Source organism: Micromonospora sp. WMMD1076, from assembly GCF_029581475.1.
Lineage (GTDB): Bacteria > Actinomycetota > Actinomycetes > Mycobacteriales > Micromonosporaceae > Micromonospora > Micromonospora aurantiaca.
The window spans coordinates 1091102-1105792 of record NZ_CP120862.1 but is presented as its reverse complement, the minus strand read 5'-3'; the positions used below and the strand labels follow the sequence as shown (position 1 = coordinate 1105792).

General features: G+C 74.4%; 20 protein-coding genes. 15 read left to right on the top strand and 5 right to left on the bottom strand.

The window, feature by feature from the left end:
* Positions 1 to 6 precede the first annotated feature (6 nt).
* A complete protein-coding gene (locus tag O7622_RS05490) occupies positions 7 to 492 on the bottom strand; it encodes a carboxymuconolactone decarboxylase family protein (RefSeq protein ID WP_282312142.1) in 486 nt (161 codons plus the stop codon).
* 165 nt (positions 493 to 657) lie between these two features.
* Between O7622_RS05490 and O7622_RS05485 the strand changes: the two genes are divergently transcribed.
* Both O7622_RS05485 and O7622_RS05480 read left to right on the top strand, forming a co-directional pair.
* Positions 658 to 1539, top strand: coding sequence for an RNA polymerase sigma-70 factor (locus O7622_RS05485; RefSeq protein ID WP_282312141.1), 882 nt, complete (start codon positions 658 to 660; stop codon positions 1537 to 1539).
* A 54-nt stretch (positions 1540 to 1593) separates the two neighbouring features.
* The gene (locus O7622_RS05480) at positions 1594 to 1887 is read left to right on the top strand and encodes a hypothetical protein (RefSeq protein WP_043327499.1); all 294 of its coding nucleotides are present in this window, start codon (positions 1594 to 1596) and stop codon (positions 1885 to 1887) included.
* 47 nt (positions 1888 to 1934) lie between these two features.
* On the opposite strand, the gene O7622_RS05475 is transcribed toward O7622_RS05480, so the two are convergent.
* On the bottom strand, positions 1935 to 2033 hold the full coding sequence (locus O7622_RS05475) for an SAM-dependent methyltransferase (protein WP_282312140.1): 99 nt from the start codon (positions 2031 to 2033) through the stop codon (positions 1935 to 1937).
* A 115-nt stretch (positions 2034 to 2148) separates the two neighbouring features.
* Here O7622_RS05475 and O7622_RS05470 point away from each other — a divergent pair, with 115 nt between their 5' ends.
* A complete protein-coding gene (locus O7622_RS05470; RefSeq protein ID WP_282312139.1) occupies positions 2149 to 2631 on the top strand; it encodes a hypothetical protein in 483 nt (160 codons plus the stop codon).
* Here O7622_RS05470 and O7622_RS05465 read toward each other — a convergent pair.
* Both O7622_RS05465 and O7622_RS05460 read right to left on the bottom strand, forming a co-directional pair.
* A complete protein-coding gene (locus O7622_RS05465) occupies positions 2604 to 3320 on the bottom strand; it encodes a glycosyl hydrolase family 65 protein (protein ID WP_282312138.1) in 717 nt (238 codons plus the stop codon). The genes O7622_RS05470 and O7622_RS05465 overlap by 28 nt on opposite strands.
* A 109-nt stretch (positions 3321 to 3429) precedes the next feature.
* Positions 3430 to 4206 carry an A24 family peptidase gene (locus O7622_RS05460; RefSeq protein ID WP_282312137.1) on the bottom strand — a complete coding sequence of 259 codons (777 nt, stop codon included), beginning with the start codon at positions 4204 to 4206 and terminating at the stop codon, positions 3430 to 3432.
* 662 nt (positions 4207 to 4868) lie between these two features.
* Between O7622_RS05460 and O7622_RS05455 the strand changes: the two genes are divergently transcribed.
* Genes O7622_RS05455 through O7622_RS05400 form a run of 12 tightly spaced genes read left to right on the top strand, consistent with a single transcriptional unit; the run spans position 4869 to position 13767 of the window.
* Complete coding sequence (locus O7622_RS05455; RefSeq protein WP_282314048.1) at positions 4869 to 5330, top strand: hypothetical protein; 462 nt, start codon at positions 4869 to 4871, stop codon at positions 5328 to 5330.
* Positions 5324 to 6268: a hypothetical protein gene (locus O7622_RS05450; RefSeq protein WP_282312136.1), complete on the top strand. Its 945-nt coding sequence runs from the start codon at positions 5324 to 5326 to the stop codon at positions 6266 to 6268. The genes O7622_RS05455 and O7622_RS05450 overlap by 7 nt, the downstream gene beginning before the upstream one ends.
* Positions 6265 to 6933: an SAF domain-containing protein gene (locus tag O7622_RS05445; RefSeq protein ID WP_282312135.1), complete on the top strand. Its 669-nt coding sequence runs from the start codon at positions 6265 to 6267 to the stop codon at positions 6931 to 6933. Before O7622_RS05450 ends, O7622_RS05445 begins: the two co-directional genes overlap by 4 nt.
* Positions 6933 to 7766: a ParA family protein gene (locus O7622_RS05440; protein WP_282312134.1), complete on the top strand. Its 834-nt coding sequence runs from the start codon at positions 6933 to 6935 to the stop codon at positions 7764 to 7766. The genes O7622_RS05445 and O7622_RS05440 overlap by 1 nt, the downstream gene beginning before the upstream one ends.
* Positions 7756 to 9297 (top strand): CpaF/VirB11 family protein, encoded by a 1542-nt coding sequence (locus O7622_RS05435; RefSeq protein WP_282312133.1) that lies wholly within the window; start codon positions 7756 to 7758, stop codon positions 9295 to 9297. The genes O7622_RS05440 and O7622_RS05435 overlap by 11 nt, the downstream gene beginning before the upstream one ends.
* Positions 9294 to 10193 (top strand): type II secretion system F family protein, encoded by a 900-nt coding sequence (locus O7622_RS05430; protein ID WP_116511059.1) that lies wholly within the window; start codon positions 9294 to 9296, stop codon positions 10191 to 10193. Before O7622_RS05435 ends, O7622_RS05430 begins: the two co-directional genes overlap by 4 nt.
* Before the next feature lie 52 nt (positions 10194 to 10245).
* Entirely contained in the window at positions 10246 to 11112 is an 867-nt protein-coding gene (locus O7622_RS05425; protein WP_282312132.1) for a type II secretion system F family protein, read from the top strand.
* 25 nt (positions 11113 to 11137) lie between these two features.
* Entirely contained in the window at positions 11138 to 11347 is a 210-nt protein-coding gene (locus O7622_RS05420; protein WP_013283462.1) for a hypothetical protein, read from the top strand.
* Positions 11347 to 11829: a TadE/TadG family type IV pilus assembly protein gene (locus O7622_RS05415; RefSeq protein ID WP_282312131.1), complete on the top strand. Its 483-nt coding sequence runs from the start codon at positions 11347 to 11349 to the stop codon at positions 11827 to 11829. The genes O7622_RS05420 and O7622_RS05415 overlap by 1 nt, the downstream gene beginning before the upstream one ends.
* Positions 11826 to 12299 (top strand): TadE/TadG family type IV pilus assembly protein, encoded by a 474-nt coding sequence (locus tag O7622_RS05410; protein ID WP_282312130.1) that lies wholly within the window; start codon positions 11826 to 11828, stop codon positions 12297 to 12299. The genes O7622_RS05415 and O7622_RS05410 overlap by 4 nt, the downstream gene beginning before the upstream one ends.
* A complete protein-coding gene (locus tag O7622_RS05405; protein WP_282312129.1) occupies positions 12296 to 12727 on the top strand; it encodes a pilus assembly protein TadG-related protein in 432 nt (143 codons plus the stop codon). The genes O7622_RS05410 and O7622_RS05405 overlap by 4 nt, the downstream gene beginning before the upstream one ends.
* A gap of 14 nt (positions 12728 to 12741) precedes the next feature.
* A complete protein-coding gene (locus O7622_RS05400; RefSeq protein ID WP_282312128.1) occupies positions 12742 to 13767 on the top strand; it encodes a LysM peptidoglycan-binding domain-containing protein in 1026 nt (341 codons plus the stop codon).
* A gap of 1 nt (position 13768) precedes the next feature.
* Here O7622_RS05400 and O7622_RS05395 read toward each other — a convergent pair whose 3' ends face one another.
* Positions 13769 to 14620, bottom strand: a complete 852-nt coding sequence (locus O7622_RS05395) for a Rieske (2Fe-2S) protein (protein ID WP_282312127.1) — start codon at positions 14618 to 14620, stop codon at positions 13769 to 13771.
* Positions 14621 to 14691 lie beyond the last annotated feature (71 nt).

The following is a 14691-nucleotide window of genomic DNA, read 5'->3' as shown; positions in this document are numbered from 1 at the left end:
CGGTGCTCAGCCCATGGCCGCCGCGAACATCCCAGGCTCGTACGAGCCGCCGCGCTGGTGCACGAGCACCGCGAACCGGTTCGCCGCGTTGATCAGCCCGAGCAGGCAGACCAGCGCGGCGATCTGGTCGTCGTCGTAGTGCTTGCGTACCTGCTCCCACGTCTCGTCGGACACGCCCTGATGGGCGTCGGCGAGCCGGGTGCCCTCCTCGGCGAACGCCAGCGCCGCGCACTCGGCCTCGGTGAACACGGTCGACTCGCGCCAGGCGGCGACCAGGTTCAGCCGGACCGCGCTCTCGCCGCCGGCCACCGCCTCCTTGGTGTGCATGTCGATGCACCAGCCGCAGCCGTTGATCTGGCTGGCCCGCAGCGACACCAGCTCCTGGACGGTGCGGGGCAGCGACGACTGGTGGATCACCAGGCCCGCGCCGGCGAAGCGCTTCATGAACGTCGCCGAGACCGGGTTCTCGAACAGGTTGAATCGGGTCTGCATGGTTGCGCCCTCTCTGCTGGGGTGGGCGTCTGACGAACACGAGATGCCGGGGACCGCCCCGGCGTGACGGCGGCGCCGGGTGAGGACCACCACAGCGACCGGCTGTCACACGGCGACGGCGGCCGGCGTCTGGTGGGGAAGCAGCCGAGAGCGAAGGAGCCAGTCATGGCGGACCCGGCCACCGAGGACTTCCTCGCGCACCGGAACCTGCTCTTCACCGTCGCGTACGAGATGCTCGGCTCGGCGGCCGACGCGGAGGACGTGGTGCAGGAGACCTGGCTGCGCTGGGCCGGCGTCGACCTGGAGGCGGTCCGGGACCGGCGTGCCTACCTGGTCCGGATCGCCACCCGGCAGGCGTTGTCCCAGCTGCGCACGCTGGGGCGGCGCAAGGAGTCTTACGTCGGCTCGTGGCTGCCCGAGCCGCTGCTCACCGCGCCCGACGTCGCCGACGACGTGACGCTGGCGGAGAGCGTGTCGATGGCGATGCTGCTGGTGCTGGAGACGCTCACGCCGACCGAGCGGGCCGTGTTCGTGCTGCGGGAGGTGTTCGACGTCGGCTACGACGAGATCGCCGAGACGGTCGAGCGGAGTCCGGTCGCCGTGCGGCAGATCGCGCACCGGGCGCGGGCCCACGTCGCGGCGCGCCGCCCCCGGCGTGCCGTCCCGGCGGCCGAGGCCCGCGACGCGCTCGACGCGTTCCGGCGGGCGGTCGAGACCGGCGACCTGGACGGGCTGCTCCGCGTCCTGGCCGCGGACGCGGTGCTCGTCGGCGACGGTGGCGGGATCAAGCAGGCGATCGCCCGCCCGGTCACCGGTGGCGACAAGGTGGCCCGCCTGCTCGCGGGCGGCTGGCGCCGGATCGCGGCCGTGGCGTCGATGGAACCGGCGCAGGTGAACGGCTACCCGGCGCTGCTGGTACGCCTCGACGGCGAGCTGGACACGGTCGTCGCGGTACGCCTCGACGAGGGCCGGATCAGCGGCCTCTACGCGGTGCGCAACCCGGAGAAGCTGTCCCACATGACCCGCGAGACGACGCTGCGCCGATGACCGGCGGAAAGGCACGGCGGGAGGGCACAGGGGCCGACGTGCGACGATCACCGGATGAGCAGCGCCGCCTCCCCCGACGTCAGCGCCCTCGCCATCAACGTGACGGTGCCGGAGGAGTTGCGCTGGACCGACACCCGGCGCGGCGAGGAGTTCACGCTGACCACGCTCAACGTCCGGCTGCTGCCGGACGGACGGCTCGCCGCGAAGGCGTACGGCCGGCCCACAGCCGGTGGACGCGGCGCGTACGTGTCGTTCCGGGTGCCGGACCGGCCGGAACTGGCCGCGCTCGTGGCGGCGGCGGCCGACCGCGCCGCCGCGCTCTGGGCCGCGCACGGCGGCCTGGACTGACCGCGCGCGGTTGCTCTGCGCGGCGACGCCGGTGTCCGGGAAGATCTTCAGGATCTCCTCGGCGGCCCGGCGGCGAAGTTGTGGCAGCCGCCGAGGTAGTAGTCGTACATCCGGGCGACATCGGGTCGGTTCGCAGCCTCCGTCACGCCTCGATGTCTAGCGCTCTGGGCGACACACCGCTGACCCGCCGTGTCGACGATCCGGCCGATCCCGCCCTCCACCTGGTACGACGGTGGGACACACCGGCGCGAGGAGGAACCGATGACAGGTGGACGGGAGACAGTGGAGGTCGAGCCGGTGGTGTTCCGCGCCGTCTACGACTCGCCCGCGTCGCTGCCCGGGCGGCACCGGTGGACCACACCGGAGGCGGACGTGCGACGGCTGGAGAAGCTGCTGAACATACCGGCGCGCAGCATCGGCGCGCCGCTGTGGGTCAGCGGCGACGAGCCGGACTGCCCGAAGTGCGGGCGGCGGGTCACCTGGTACGACATCGTCGCGTCCGCGCTGCACGGCGTGCACGACCACACGATGATCGCGCGGGTGATCCTCGGCGAGCGCAAGTACGTGAACACCGAGGTGCCGGATGCGATCCCGGGTGTCCACTGTGCCGACTGCCGCACCCCGATCACCGGGCTGCGCAGCTTCAAGTGCCACAACTGGGCGTACGCGTTCGAGGCGCTGGAGGATGTCGTCGCCCGGATGTCCGGCCTGCCGGCTCAGTCGTCGCCGCCCGCCGCCTCCTGAGCGCGCCGTGCCGGGCGGCGGCCGGGCGGGGCCTGCGGCTCGGGACCGGGGTCGGGCACCGGCGGCATCGGCCGGGTGACCGGTCCGTCGCCGGTGACGCGGAGCTGTTCGCCGTGGTGCCACAGCTCCACCGCGTCGCCCGGCCCGGCGTCCGGCAACTCGTAGCGTGCCTGCCGTCCGGTGAGCGTGACCCGCAGCCGGTGCCCGTGCCGGCGCAGGTGGAACGCCAGCCGGGTGATCGGCCGGGGCAGCCGCGGTTCGAACGCGAGCACGCCCCGGTCGTCGCGCAGCCCGCCGAAGCCCTGCGCCACCACCAGCCAGGCGCCGGCCAGGGACGCCACCACCCCGGCGCGCAGGTCCAGCTCCTGGTGGTGCCGCCGGATCGTGCCGGTGCCCAGGTCCAGCGGCTCGTCGTCGACCCAGAGCCGGATCAGGGCGGCGTTCGGCGCGCTGATCACGGTGTCGCTGCGTTCCGGGAATCCGTACCCGCTCTCCGGGTAGGTCAGCTCGTGCTGCTCGTGGAACCCGTTGAGGTAGCTGCCGGGCATACCGCAGGGCTCGCCCTCGTCGAGCGTCCCGCGCCAGCCCAACCAGCCGTTGGCGAGCGCGAAGACGGACTCGGTCTCGCCCAGCCGGTCCAGGTCCGCGCTCGTGCGCCGGATCCGCCAACCGTCGTCGCCGTGCGGCACGCGCCCTCCCGAGTCCCGAAGCCTGGACCGCCACCGAACCAGACCCGGCTGAGAGGTGGCTGGGACTCCGATACCCGTGGCGAACCCGCCCGCACCTGCGGGTGGCCGATCACACGGTGACGAGCACCAGCATGGCGGCGGTGCCCAGCACCAGGAACGGCCCGAACGGCAGGTGCCCGGACCAGCGGACCCGCCGGGCGGCGAGCAGCGCCACCCCGGCCGACCCGGCGAGGAGGAGCGCGAGCACCAGCCCGGCCACCAGCACCGGCCAGCCGTACCAGCCGAGCAGCGCGCCCGCGCCGAGCGCCAGCTTGGCGTCCCCGAGACCGAAACCACGCCGCCCGAACAGCAGCGTGGTCGCGGCGAAGCCGCCGCCGAGCGCCAGGGCGGCCAGGACGGCGCGTACCAGCGGGTCGATTCCCGGACCGGTCAGCGCGGCCACCCCGAGCAGCGCCCACACGCCGGCGGCGGCCGGCCAGGTGAGCCGGTCGGGCAGGCGGTGCGCCATCGCGTCCACGATCGTCATCGGCACCGCCCAGACCAGCCACCAGGCCAGCGCCAGCCGCGCGGCGGGCGCGCCACCGGCGAACACCGGCACGGCCACCGCGAGCAGCAACGCCAACTCCACCACCGCGGGCGCCGCACCGACCCGGGCCCGGCAGGCCGGGCACCGGGCCGCGGGGCCGAGCGCCGGCAGCGGCCGGTCCAGCCCGATCGGGGCGCCGCAGCCGTCGCACGCCGTCCGGTCCGGACAACCCGGCGGTACGGCGTAGCGCGCCACCGCCAGCCGGAGCAGGGGTACGACCGTCAGGACGGCGGCCAGCCGGGCGCTCGGACGGCGGGCATCGGCCACCGGTCCGGTACGCCGCACCCGTTCAGCCGTCATGCCGGATCCCCCGTCCGGTCGCCGTGCGTTCCGCCGTGGAGCACGCAGAGTGATTTCTCCTTCGCCCGGATGTGACGGGGGAAGCTCGCAGCGGCACGCGACGCGACGCGCGATCGGCCGGGGCGAAGCACGGCGTGAGCCCCGCCGGACCGGTGGGACGGATCGGACGAGCGGCATGCTCCCCACCCATACCGGCGGCCCGTCGCCACCACCGCGGCGCGTACGGGTGAGCACACACCAGCCGGCCCGGAGCCCTGCCGAAGCCCGCTCGTCATCGTGGTGACACACACCGGCCACCACCTCCCGTCTTCACTCACCGTGTTCACGTGAATTGCCTCTGTTGCATCGGCGGACGTGAGCCTATGCTCGCCCCTTGGGTACGACGCAACCCCGATCAATTGGCGTCGGAGGCACCAGGACACAGAATCCGCAGCGATCAGTACAGGTCAATACAAGTGGCGGTGACGGGGCCCGGAGTCACAGTTCCGGGCGCGCTTCCGCATGCCCGGAGCGGGTCGGCATGATCGCCCCGGGCCGGCACCGAGGAGGGATCGGCGTTGCGCACACGGCAATCCCGCCGATGGGAAATCTTCCTGCTCAGCGTCGCGCTGGTGGTCGGCTCGACCGGCTGCGGCGCCGAGCCGGAGGCGGCCACCCGTCCGCTGACCGGCCGCGCCGCCGCACCCGCCGCCCATTCCAGCGCCGAGGAGAACGCGGCCGGAAAAGAGGCCCTGGCCGCCTATTCCGGCTATCTCGACGCGTCCCGGGCAGCCAGTGCTCGCAGCGATCCGTCCCATCCCGCTCTGACCCGTTTTCTGGCTGATCCGCTGCTGACTCGGGTGCGAATGGCGATTCTCGACGCGAAGGAGCACGGCGCGATGCGTACCGGGAAACTGCTCTCCGACCCCGAGGTCATGTCGGTCGACCTGACCGCGAGCCCGCCCACAGTCGAGATCCAGGACTGCCTGGACGCGAGCGGCTACCGGCTCGTCTACGCCAAGGACCGGAAGGCCGTGCCCGGCACGCGCGGCGGGCGCTACCTGGCCACCGCCACGGCGGTCCGGTACCCGGACGGCCGGTGGCGCGTCAACGGCGGCGCCGCGCACCAGGACCAGCCGTGCTGACCTGGGAAGGAAGGGGTGCCCCGGCCCGGCCGGCCCGGGCCGGGACGCTCCGCCGGCTGCTGCTCGCCGCCGGCCTGGCCGCGCTGCTGACGCTCACCGGCGCACCCGCCCGCGCCGCCGACCCGGGCGGTTCGTGCCCGCCCGAACAGACCGACTGCGACGTCTGGGACGACGACCCCGGCACCCCCGGCGGACCGGGCGGACCCGGTGGCGGCGGCGACAACGGCGGCGGGGGCGGCAGCACCCCGAAGTGCCAGTGGAACGGCCGGGCCATCCCCTGCTACAACGAGGCCCTCGGCTGGTTCAACAACGCCGACGGCTGCTACTACAAACTCGCCGAGCCGCAGGACGAGGCCCCTCCCGGCAAGCAGTGGTACCAGCTCACCTGCAACGGCGGCGACCTCGGCAGCATGCGACAGGAACTCCTGGACGCCCCGCCGCCCGGTTACGGCGCGCCGCCGGACCCGGAGGAACTGGCCCGCCGCGCGCTGGCCTCGATCTCACTGCTCCCGCCCCGGGCCGCCGTGGCGCCCCGGCGCAGCCAGGGCCCCGGCCTGGTCGGGCTGCCCGTCTGGATGTGGGCCAGCCCGGGCACGGCGTACTTCGGGCCGCTGTCCGCGTCCGCCTCCGACCGGGGACTGACCGTGGAGATCACCGCGAGGGTGGACCGGATCGTCTGGCACATGTCCGACGACATCGACGTCACCTGCGACGGACCGGGCACGCCGTACCGGGCAAACGGGCCGAGGGCCGGCTCCACCTCACCGGACTGCGGCCTCGACCAGGGCTATCCGAAGGCCGGCACCTACCAGGTGAGCGCCACGACGTTCTGGACCGTCGAGTGGTCCGGCGGCGGGGAGAGCGGCGTGATCGCCCAGAGCCGGTCCAGCGGCGTCGTCCCGGTACAGATCAACGAGCTTCAGGTGGTGACCCGATGAGTGTCGTGGCAGCCCGCAACGGAACCCCGGTGGAGGCTCCGGTCGCGCCGCCGAAGGTGGTCCGGCAACGACGCGTCCGACCCGGCCTGCTCGGCCTGGCGGTCCTGCTGATCGCCCTCGGCGGGCTGGGCGCCGCGTTCGCGGTCACCTCGGTCCGCTCCACCGGCACGTACCTGGCCGTGGCACGGCCGGTCGACGTGGGACACCAACTGACCGCCGACGACCTGGTGCCGGTACGCGTCTCCGGCGGGCGGGAACTCCAGCCGGTGTCCGCCGACCGGATGGACGAGGTGCTGGGGTTGCGGGCGGCCGTCCGGCTCACCCCGGGCACGCTGCTCACCCCGGCGCAGCTCACCGAGGCCCCGCTGCTCGGCCCCGGTCAGCAGCAGATCGCGCTGGGGCTGGAACCCGAGCAGGTGCCGGCCCGCAAGCTGCACCCCGGCGACAAGGTGCTGCTGGTCAGCACCCCCTCGAACGCCACCGGCGGCGGCTCCGACGCGTCCCGCGGCGGCGGCACCCGGTTCGAGGGGACCGTGATCGACACCGCCGCGCCGCAGAACGGCGACGTGGTGGTCTACCTGGCGCTCGCCGTACGGGACGTACCGGCGGTCGTGGCGCTCGCCGCCGACGACCGGATCGCGCTCGTGCTCACCGAGGCGGCCTGATGGCGATCATCGCCCTGGTCTCGGCGAAGGGGTCGCCGGGCGTCACCACCGCCGCGCTCGCCGCCGCGCTGAGCTGGCACCGGCGGCTCGTGCTGGCCGAGTGCGACCCGGCGGGCGGCTCGATCCTCGCCGGTTACCTCGGCGGCACGCTGGACGGCCCGCGCGGCATCGGTGAGCTGGCAGTGGGCGAGCTGCGCGACGGCAGCCTGGAGCACGCGTTCTGGTCCCAGCTCGTCGACCTGGACGCGCCCCGCCGCGAGCGGCTGCTGCTGCCCGGGGTGGTGGACCCGGCCCAGGCCGGCAGCGTGATCCCGCTCTGGCAGCGCTTCGCCGACTACTTCACGGCGCTGGAGCGGGGCGAACCGCCCTACGACGTGCTGGTCGACTGCGGCCGGCTGGCAGTCGGCGGTCCACCGTGGCCGCTGCTGCGGGCCGCCGCGGTGGTACTGCTCGTCACCCGCGCGCACCTGCCCGACCTCTCCGCCACCCGGGCCACCGCCCGCGCCGTCGAGCGGGATCTCACCGAGCACCGCGTACCGCCCGGCACGCTGCGACTTCTGGTGGTCGGCGACGGGCACGGGACCAGCGAGATCAGCAAGGCGCTACGGCTGCCGGTGATCGCCCGCCTGCCGCACGACCCGCGTACCGCCGAGGTGCTCGCCCACGGCGGCACCGTACGGGCGAACCGGCCGCTGATGCGCGCGGCCGGCGCCCTGGAGGTGCCGGTCCGGGCGCTGCTGGACCGGCGTCGCGCCCGGCTGGCCTGGCCCGGGACGGCCACACCGCGCGCGGTGACCGCGCCGAGCGTGCCGGGGGTGTCCGGTGCGGTTTGAACCGGTCTCCCACGACCCACGCGCGCAGCAGCCGGGCGTCGTCTCCACGGTCCCGCCGCTCGCCCCGCCGAACGGACGGCACCACGTACCGGGCCCGGCGCCCGCCGCGCCACCGGCGCCACCGCCACGCCCCCGGGTCGACTTCGCTGTGGTCCGCGAGCTGCGCCGGGAGCTGAGCGAACGGCTCACCCACTGGCAGCGCGGACGCGAGTTCGACGCCGACGCCGAGGAGGTCGAGCGTGCCCGGCTGGCGGTAGCCGTGGTGTCCGCGTACGCCGACTCGGTACGCCGGGCCGGCACGCCGATGGCCGCGGACTCGGAACGCCTGCTGCTCGACCAGGTCACGGCCGAACTCGTCGGGCTGGGCCGGCTCCAGACGCTGCTCGTCGACGACAGCATCGAGGAGGTGCACATCCTCGGCTGCGACCAGGTACGCATCACCCGGCACGGTGGCGGCGTCGACTGGGCCGAGCCGATCGCCGAGACCGACGACGAACTGGTCGAGATCCTCCAGGCGGCGGCCCGCCGGGCCGGGGCCACCGAACGCTCACTGTCCACCTCGAAACCCACGCTCGACCTGCAACTACCGGACGGCAGCCGGCTCGCCGCCGTGTTCCTGGTCAGCCACCGCCCGTACGCGGTGATCCGCAAGCACAACACGCTCGCGGTGAGCCTGGAGGACGTGGCGGGCGGCCGGCCCGACCTGGACGAGATGATCGACCCGCTGCTGCGCGACTTCCTCCGCGCGTCCATGCGGGCCGGGCTGAACATCATGGTCGCCGGGCTCGCCGGCGCCGGGAAGACAACTGTCATCCGGGCGCTGATGGACGAGATCCCGGCCGACGAGCCGTACGTGCTGCTGGAGGAGAGCCGGGAACTGCTGCCGGCCCGGCGCGGGCACAAGCACCGGGCGGTGATGAGCTTCGAGTCCCGGGAGGGCCACGGCGAGCGCGGCGCGGACGGGCGGCCGGCGGGTGAGGTCAGCATCGCCGACCTGATCCCGGTGTCGCTGCGCATGGGCGTGCTGCGGATCATCGTCGGTGAGGTGCGGTCCCGGGAGATCGTGCCGATGCTCCAGGCGATGTCGACCAGCCGCGGGTCGATGTGCACCATCCACGCGCGTACCCCCTCGGGGGTGAGCGAACGCATCATCGAGCTGGCGCTGTCGCACGGCCGGGAGATGACAGTCGACCAGGCCCGCCGGATGGCTGGCAACGCGCTCGACCTGATCGTCTACGTGACCGTCGAGGACGAGACAGCGATCGGCGGCCGCAAGCACCGGTTCGTCTCGCACGTCGAGGAGGTCATCGGCGTCGGCGAGGGCAACCGGATCACCACGACCACCGTCTTCGGCCCCGGGCCGGACGGCCGCGCCGTCCCCCGCCACCTGCCCGAGCGCATCCGCGACCAGCTGCTGCGCGTCGGCTACGACGCCCGCCTGCTCACCCGGTTCGTCGAGGCCGGTGTGGGCGCGTGGCGGCGGCCCCGGCACACCCGCCTCGGGGCGCGGCCGAGCGGAGGCGCGGCGTGACGCAGATCGAACTGATCGCCCTGGTCTCCGGCGCGGCGTGCGTGGCCGGGCTGGTGCTGACAGTCGTCGCGCTCGTCGGCACCCGCCGCCCGCCGGGTCCGGCGCCCGGAGCCGGGCCGGGCCTGAGCCGGCTCTGGACCGGTTCCGGCGCGAGCCGCGCCGACCAGCGCCGCTACCAGCTCCTGCTCGGCGCCGCCGTGGTCGCCGGGGCGGCGGCGTTCCTGCTCACCGGGCTGCCGGTGGTCGGCCTGCTGGTGGCGCTCGCGGTACCGGGCGTGCCGTGGCTGTTCGCGGTCGGCCGCGCCGAGCAGCGGGCCATCGCCCGGGTCGAGGCCGTAGGAGAGTGGACCCGCCGGCTCAAGGACATCTCGGCGACCGGCCAGGGGCTCCAGCAGGCGATCATCGGCACCATCGCCACCGCGCCGGAGGAGATCCAGGAGGAGGTACGCACGCTCGCCGCCCGCCTCCAGGCCGGCTGGCTGGCCCGCTCCGCGCTGCTCGCCTTCGCCGACGAGATCGCCGACCCGGTCGCCGACCAGGTGGTGGCCGCGCTGATCCTGCACCTCACCGACCGGGGTGAGCGCCTCGGCGACGTGCTCGGGTCGATCGCCACCGCCGCGTCGGCCGAGGTGGCGACCCGGCGCGAGGTCGAGGCGAAGCGCACCCAGCCCCGGTTCGCGGTCCGCTTCCTCACCGGGATGACGCTGGCGACGCTCGCGTACGGGCTGGTGAACAGCGACTACATCCGTCCCTACGGGACGGTGACCGGTCAGCTCGTGATGGCGGTGCTCGGCGCGGCGTTCGTCGGCCTGCTGGTCTGGGTGCGCTCGATGAGCCAGCCGCCCCGGCCGGCGCGGTTCCTGCCGGCGCCCGACCTGGAGGAGGCGATCGCGTGAGCGCGAGGAGCGAGCTTGCGAGCCCCGCAGTCGCGAACGAAAGGCGGGCACCGTGAGCGCACTCAACTGGCAGACGGCGATCGCGGTGCTCGGCGGGTGCGCGGTCGGGCTCGGGCTGTTCCTGGTCGTCCGCGAGGCGCTGCCGGCCACCCCGGCGCTCGGCCCGGCGCTGCGCCGGCTGCACCAACCGCCGGGTCAGGCCCCGGCCGCCGGTGCCGGGCCGGACTGGCTCGGCGGGTTCGCCCGCTGGCTGCGCCCGCCGCACCGGCAACTCGCCCTGCTCGACCGCACCCCGGAGCAGTACGCGCTGTCGGTGCTGCTCTCCGCGCTCGTCGGGTTCGCCACCCCGGCGGTCGCCTCGGCAGTGCTCTTCGTCGGCGGGGTGGCGCTGCCGGTAGCCGTACCGGTGGTGGCCAGCCTGGGCCTGGCGCTCGGTGCCGGGCTGCTCGCGCACCGCACGGTCCTGGCCAAGGCGGACGCCGCCCGGGACGAGTTCCGGCAGGCGGTCTGCACCTACCTCGACCTGGTGGCGTTGCAGCTGTCCGCCGCGCACGGCCCGGTGCAGTCGCTGGAACGCGCGGCGGCGGTCTGCGACGGCTGGGTCTTCGACCGGATCCGGGAGGCGCTGCGGCTCGCGCAGCTCCAGATGCACTCGCCCTGGGACGAGTTGCAGGAACTGGCCGAGCGCATCGGCATCCCGGAGCTGGGTGATGTGGGCGCCATCATGCGCTCCTCCGGCAGTGAGGGCGCCCAGGTGCACGAGACGTTGCGGTCCCGCGCCGACTCGCTGCGCGACCAGATCCGCACCGACAACCTGGCGCGGGCCGAGGGGGTCACCAGCAAGTTGGACATCCCCGGCTCGCTGCTGGTGTTCGTCCTGCTCGGCTTCGCCGTCTATCCGTTCCTCGCCCGTCTGTGAACCCACCTTCGAGAAGGAGACGACCATGCACCTCTACGCCTACCTGTACGTGGCGGTGAGCACCCGCCTCGCCGAGCTGCGCCGGGACTCCGAGCGCGGCGACAGCCCGGTGCCGACCGCGGTGATCATCTTCGGCCTGGTCGCGGTGGCCATGGCGGTCACCGGGCTCGCCCTGGCCAAGGCGAACAACTGGATGAACGCCATCCCGAACAACACGGCGCCGCAGGCCCCGTGATGCCCCGCCCCGCCCGTACGGTCCGGAGCCGGCCGGCGTCTGCCGGCCGGCCCGCCGGCCCGCCCGGTCCGGGGCGGTTCGCCGCCGCCCTGCGCGCCCGCCTGGCCGAGGGCGAGCGGGGCGCCAACCCGGTCGAGCTGGCCGTGGTGATGCCGGTGATCCTGGTGATGCTGTTCGGCTCGATCCAGGTCGCCGCCTGGTTCGTGGCCCGGTCCACCGCGCTGAACGCCGCGCAGACCGGGGTGAACGCCCAGCGCACGGTCGACGCCGGGCCGGACGCCGGACGGCAGCGGGCGATCAGCTTCCTGCAACAGTCCGGGGACTGGCTGGTCGGCTGGGAACAGACCGGCCCGACCTGCGTCGAGACCGCCACCGGTGTCACCTGCACGGTGCAGGGACGCTCCCTGTCGGTCATCCCGGGCGTCTCGTTCGAGGTCACGCAGACCGCGCACGGCCCGGCCGAACGCTGGACCACCGGATGAGCGCCGGGCCGCGGCGGGACCGGGGTTCCGTCTCGATCGAGGTGGCGGTGCTCGCGCCCGCCTTCATCGGGCTGATGGTGCTGGCCGGGGTGGCCGGGCGGACCGCCGTCGCGGACGAGGCGGTGGAGTCGGCCGCCCACGACGCCGCCCGGGCCGCCTCGCTCGCCCGCACCGCCGACGACGGCGAGGAGGCCGCCGAAACGGCGGCCCAGGACCAGCTCGGCTGGGCGGGGCTGAACTGCACCGGCCCACCCCGGATCGATCTCGCGGGCTCGGTGGCCGGGACGACGACGAGCTTCGCCGCCGCGTACCAGAGCGCCGCAGGCGTGCCGGCGACAGTGACTGTCACTGTGACCTGCACCGTCTCCTTCGACGACCTGAGCGCGCCCGGCCTGCCCGGCGTGCCGGGCGGCAAGACCGTCTCGGCGAGCTTCACCTCGCCGCTGGACACCTACCGGAGTCGCGGATGACCGGGCGGCGCGAGGCGGAGAACGGCCGGGTGAGCCTGTTCCTTGCCGTGGCGATGACGGGCGTACTCGCGATCATCGGACTCGCCTACGACGGCGCCGGGCAACTGCGCACGCTCCAGCGCGCGGACAACCTGGCCGCCGAGGCGGCCCGCGCCGGCGGCCAGATGATCGACCGCGCGCGGGCCATCGAGGGCGGCCCGAAGCGGATCGACCAGGTCGCCGCCCGCGCCGCTGTCGCCGGCTACCTCGACGCCGCGGGCGGCGTCCGCGACCACGAGGTCGACTTCCCCGTGGTCGGCGCCGAGACCCAGATCCGGGTACGCGTGCAGATCACCTACAGCCGGGACCTGCTGGGTCTGTTCGGCATGCAGGACACCGCCATCGTCACCGGTGAGGCCACCGCTCGGGCGCTCACCGGCCCACCGTAGGAAGGAAGGCCGCCATGGGTGCACCCCGACGCTCCCCCGTCCGCCGCGCCGGCCAGGTCCTCACCGGGCTCGGCGCCCTCGTCGTGCTCGTCGGGGTGCTGGCCGGCGGGCCGGTCGCGTTGCTGGCGTTCGCCGGCAACCCGCTGCCGGATCATCTGCCCACGCTGGCCGAGGTCGGTACGGCGTTGACCAGCCGCGACGACGGTCAACTGTTCCTGCGCGCGCTGGCGGTGGTGGGCTGGTTCGGCTGGGCGACGTTCGCGTTCTCCGTCCTGGTGGAACTGTTCGCGGCGGCGGTACGCAGGCCGGCGCCGAAGCTCCCCGGAATGCACCGCCAGCAGAAGGCCGCAGCCGCCCTCGTCGGTTCGGTCGCGCTGATCCTGGTCGCGAGCCCGGCCACGGCGAGCGCCGCCGCGCTGACCGCCCCGCAACCGGCGGTCGCCGCCCCGGCCGTCGTGGCTTCCGCCGTCACCGCCCCGAGTCAGTTCGCGTCCCCGGCGCCGATCGCGTCGAAGGCTGACGACCCGGCCGTGTACCGGGTGGCGAAGGGCGACTACCTGGGCGAGGTGGCGGATCGCTACCTGGACGACTTCGACAGATACAGGGAGCTGGCCCGGCTGAACCGGCTCGCCGACCCGGACCGGATCCGCCCGGGTCAGCTCATCACGCTGCCGGACGGCGCGACGGATTCGGGTGCCCGGCGGCACGCCACCGGACGGATCGTGGTCACCGAGCCGGCCGGGACGGCGCCGGTCAAGCCGGGTGACGGCGGCGCCTCGTCGACCACCCCGAAGGCGAAGCCCAAGCCCACGCCGCGCGACGCGACGCCCACAGTGGAGGCGCCTGTCGGTCAGCCGCCGGCCATGTCGGCGGGCGCGTCCCGCGCCACCGCCGAGGAGGGCATCAACCGTCCGCTCGCCATCTCGGCGGTGCTGGCCGTGGCGAGCATCGTCGGCGCGCAGATCGGCGCGCTGCTCGGGCTGCGCAAGCGGCCGGTGCCGGCCCGGGCGCTCTCCAGCGGGCGGCACCGGCGGGGCTGACTCAGGGCAGCCGGGCCTCGACCCGGCCGGACACCACGCGGGTGGGCAGCACGACCTGGTCGTTGGCGGCCGGGCCGTGCACCACCTCGCCGCCGCCGAGCCGGAACGCGCTGCCGTGCCAGGGGCAGACCACGCAGGCGTGGCCGTCGACCTGCTCGATCGTGCCCTCGCCGAGCGGGCCGCTCTGGTGCGGGCAGCGCTCCAGCATGACGGTGACGTCGTCGCCGTCCCGGTAGAGGATGACCGAGACGTCGTCGATCTCCTTGGTGACCAGCTCGTGCCGGGGCAGGCTGCTCAGGTCACCGACCCGGTGCCAGCCGTCGCTGATCAGGTGCAGCTCGGAGACGCTCTGGCTGGCCTGGGCGCCCTGCTTGTACGCGAGGTGCCCACCCAGGTACGCCCCACCGCCCGCAGCGGACAGCCCCAGGTAGGACAGCGCCCGACCGAGGCCGTGTCGCCCGTTGAGCCGGGCCGCCAGCGAGCCGGCGAACAGCGCCAGGCCGACGGTGTTGGCGGCGGCGTGCACCAGCCCGACGCGGCGCTGGTCGCGGGTGAGCGTGGCCCAGTCGTTGAGCCCGGCGACGGCCGCGGGCAGCGCGCTGACCGTACCGAGACCCACCAGGGCGGTGGCGGCGCGGCGCTGACCGGGCAGCAGGTCCACCACGGCGGCGGAGATCCAGGCGCCGACCGGCACCTGGACCAGAGCCGGGTGCAGGGGATGGCCGAGCCAGACGCCGTGCAGCGCGTCGCGTACCCGCTGGGAACGCAGCGTGCCCTGGACGGCGCGCTGCAGCCGGTCACCCACCCGGTCGAGACCGGTGGCCTGTTCGAGTTTCGTCAGTAGTTCGCGCACCCGTTCCGACTTCCCGGCAGGAGAGCCCCCAAACCGGACGCGCCGGAATTCCCTCGCACGGAAGCCCCGCT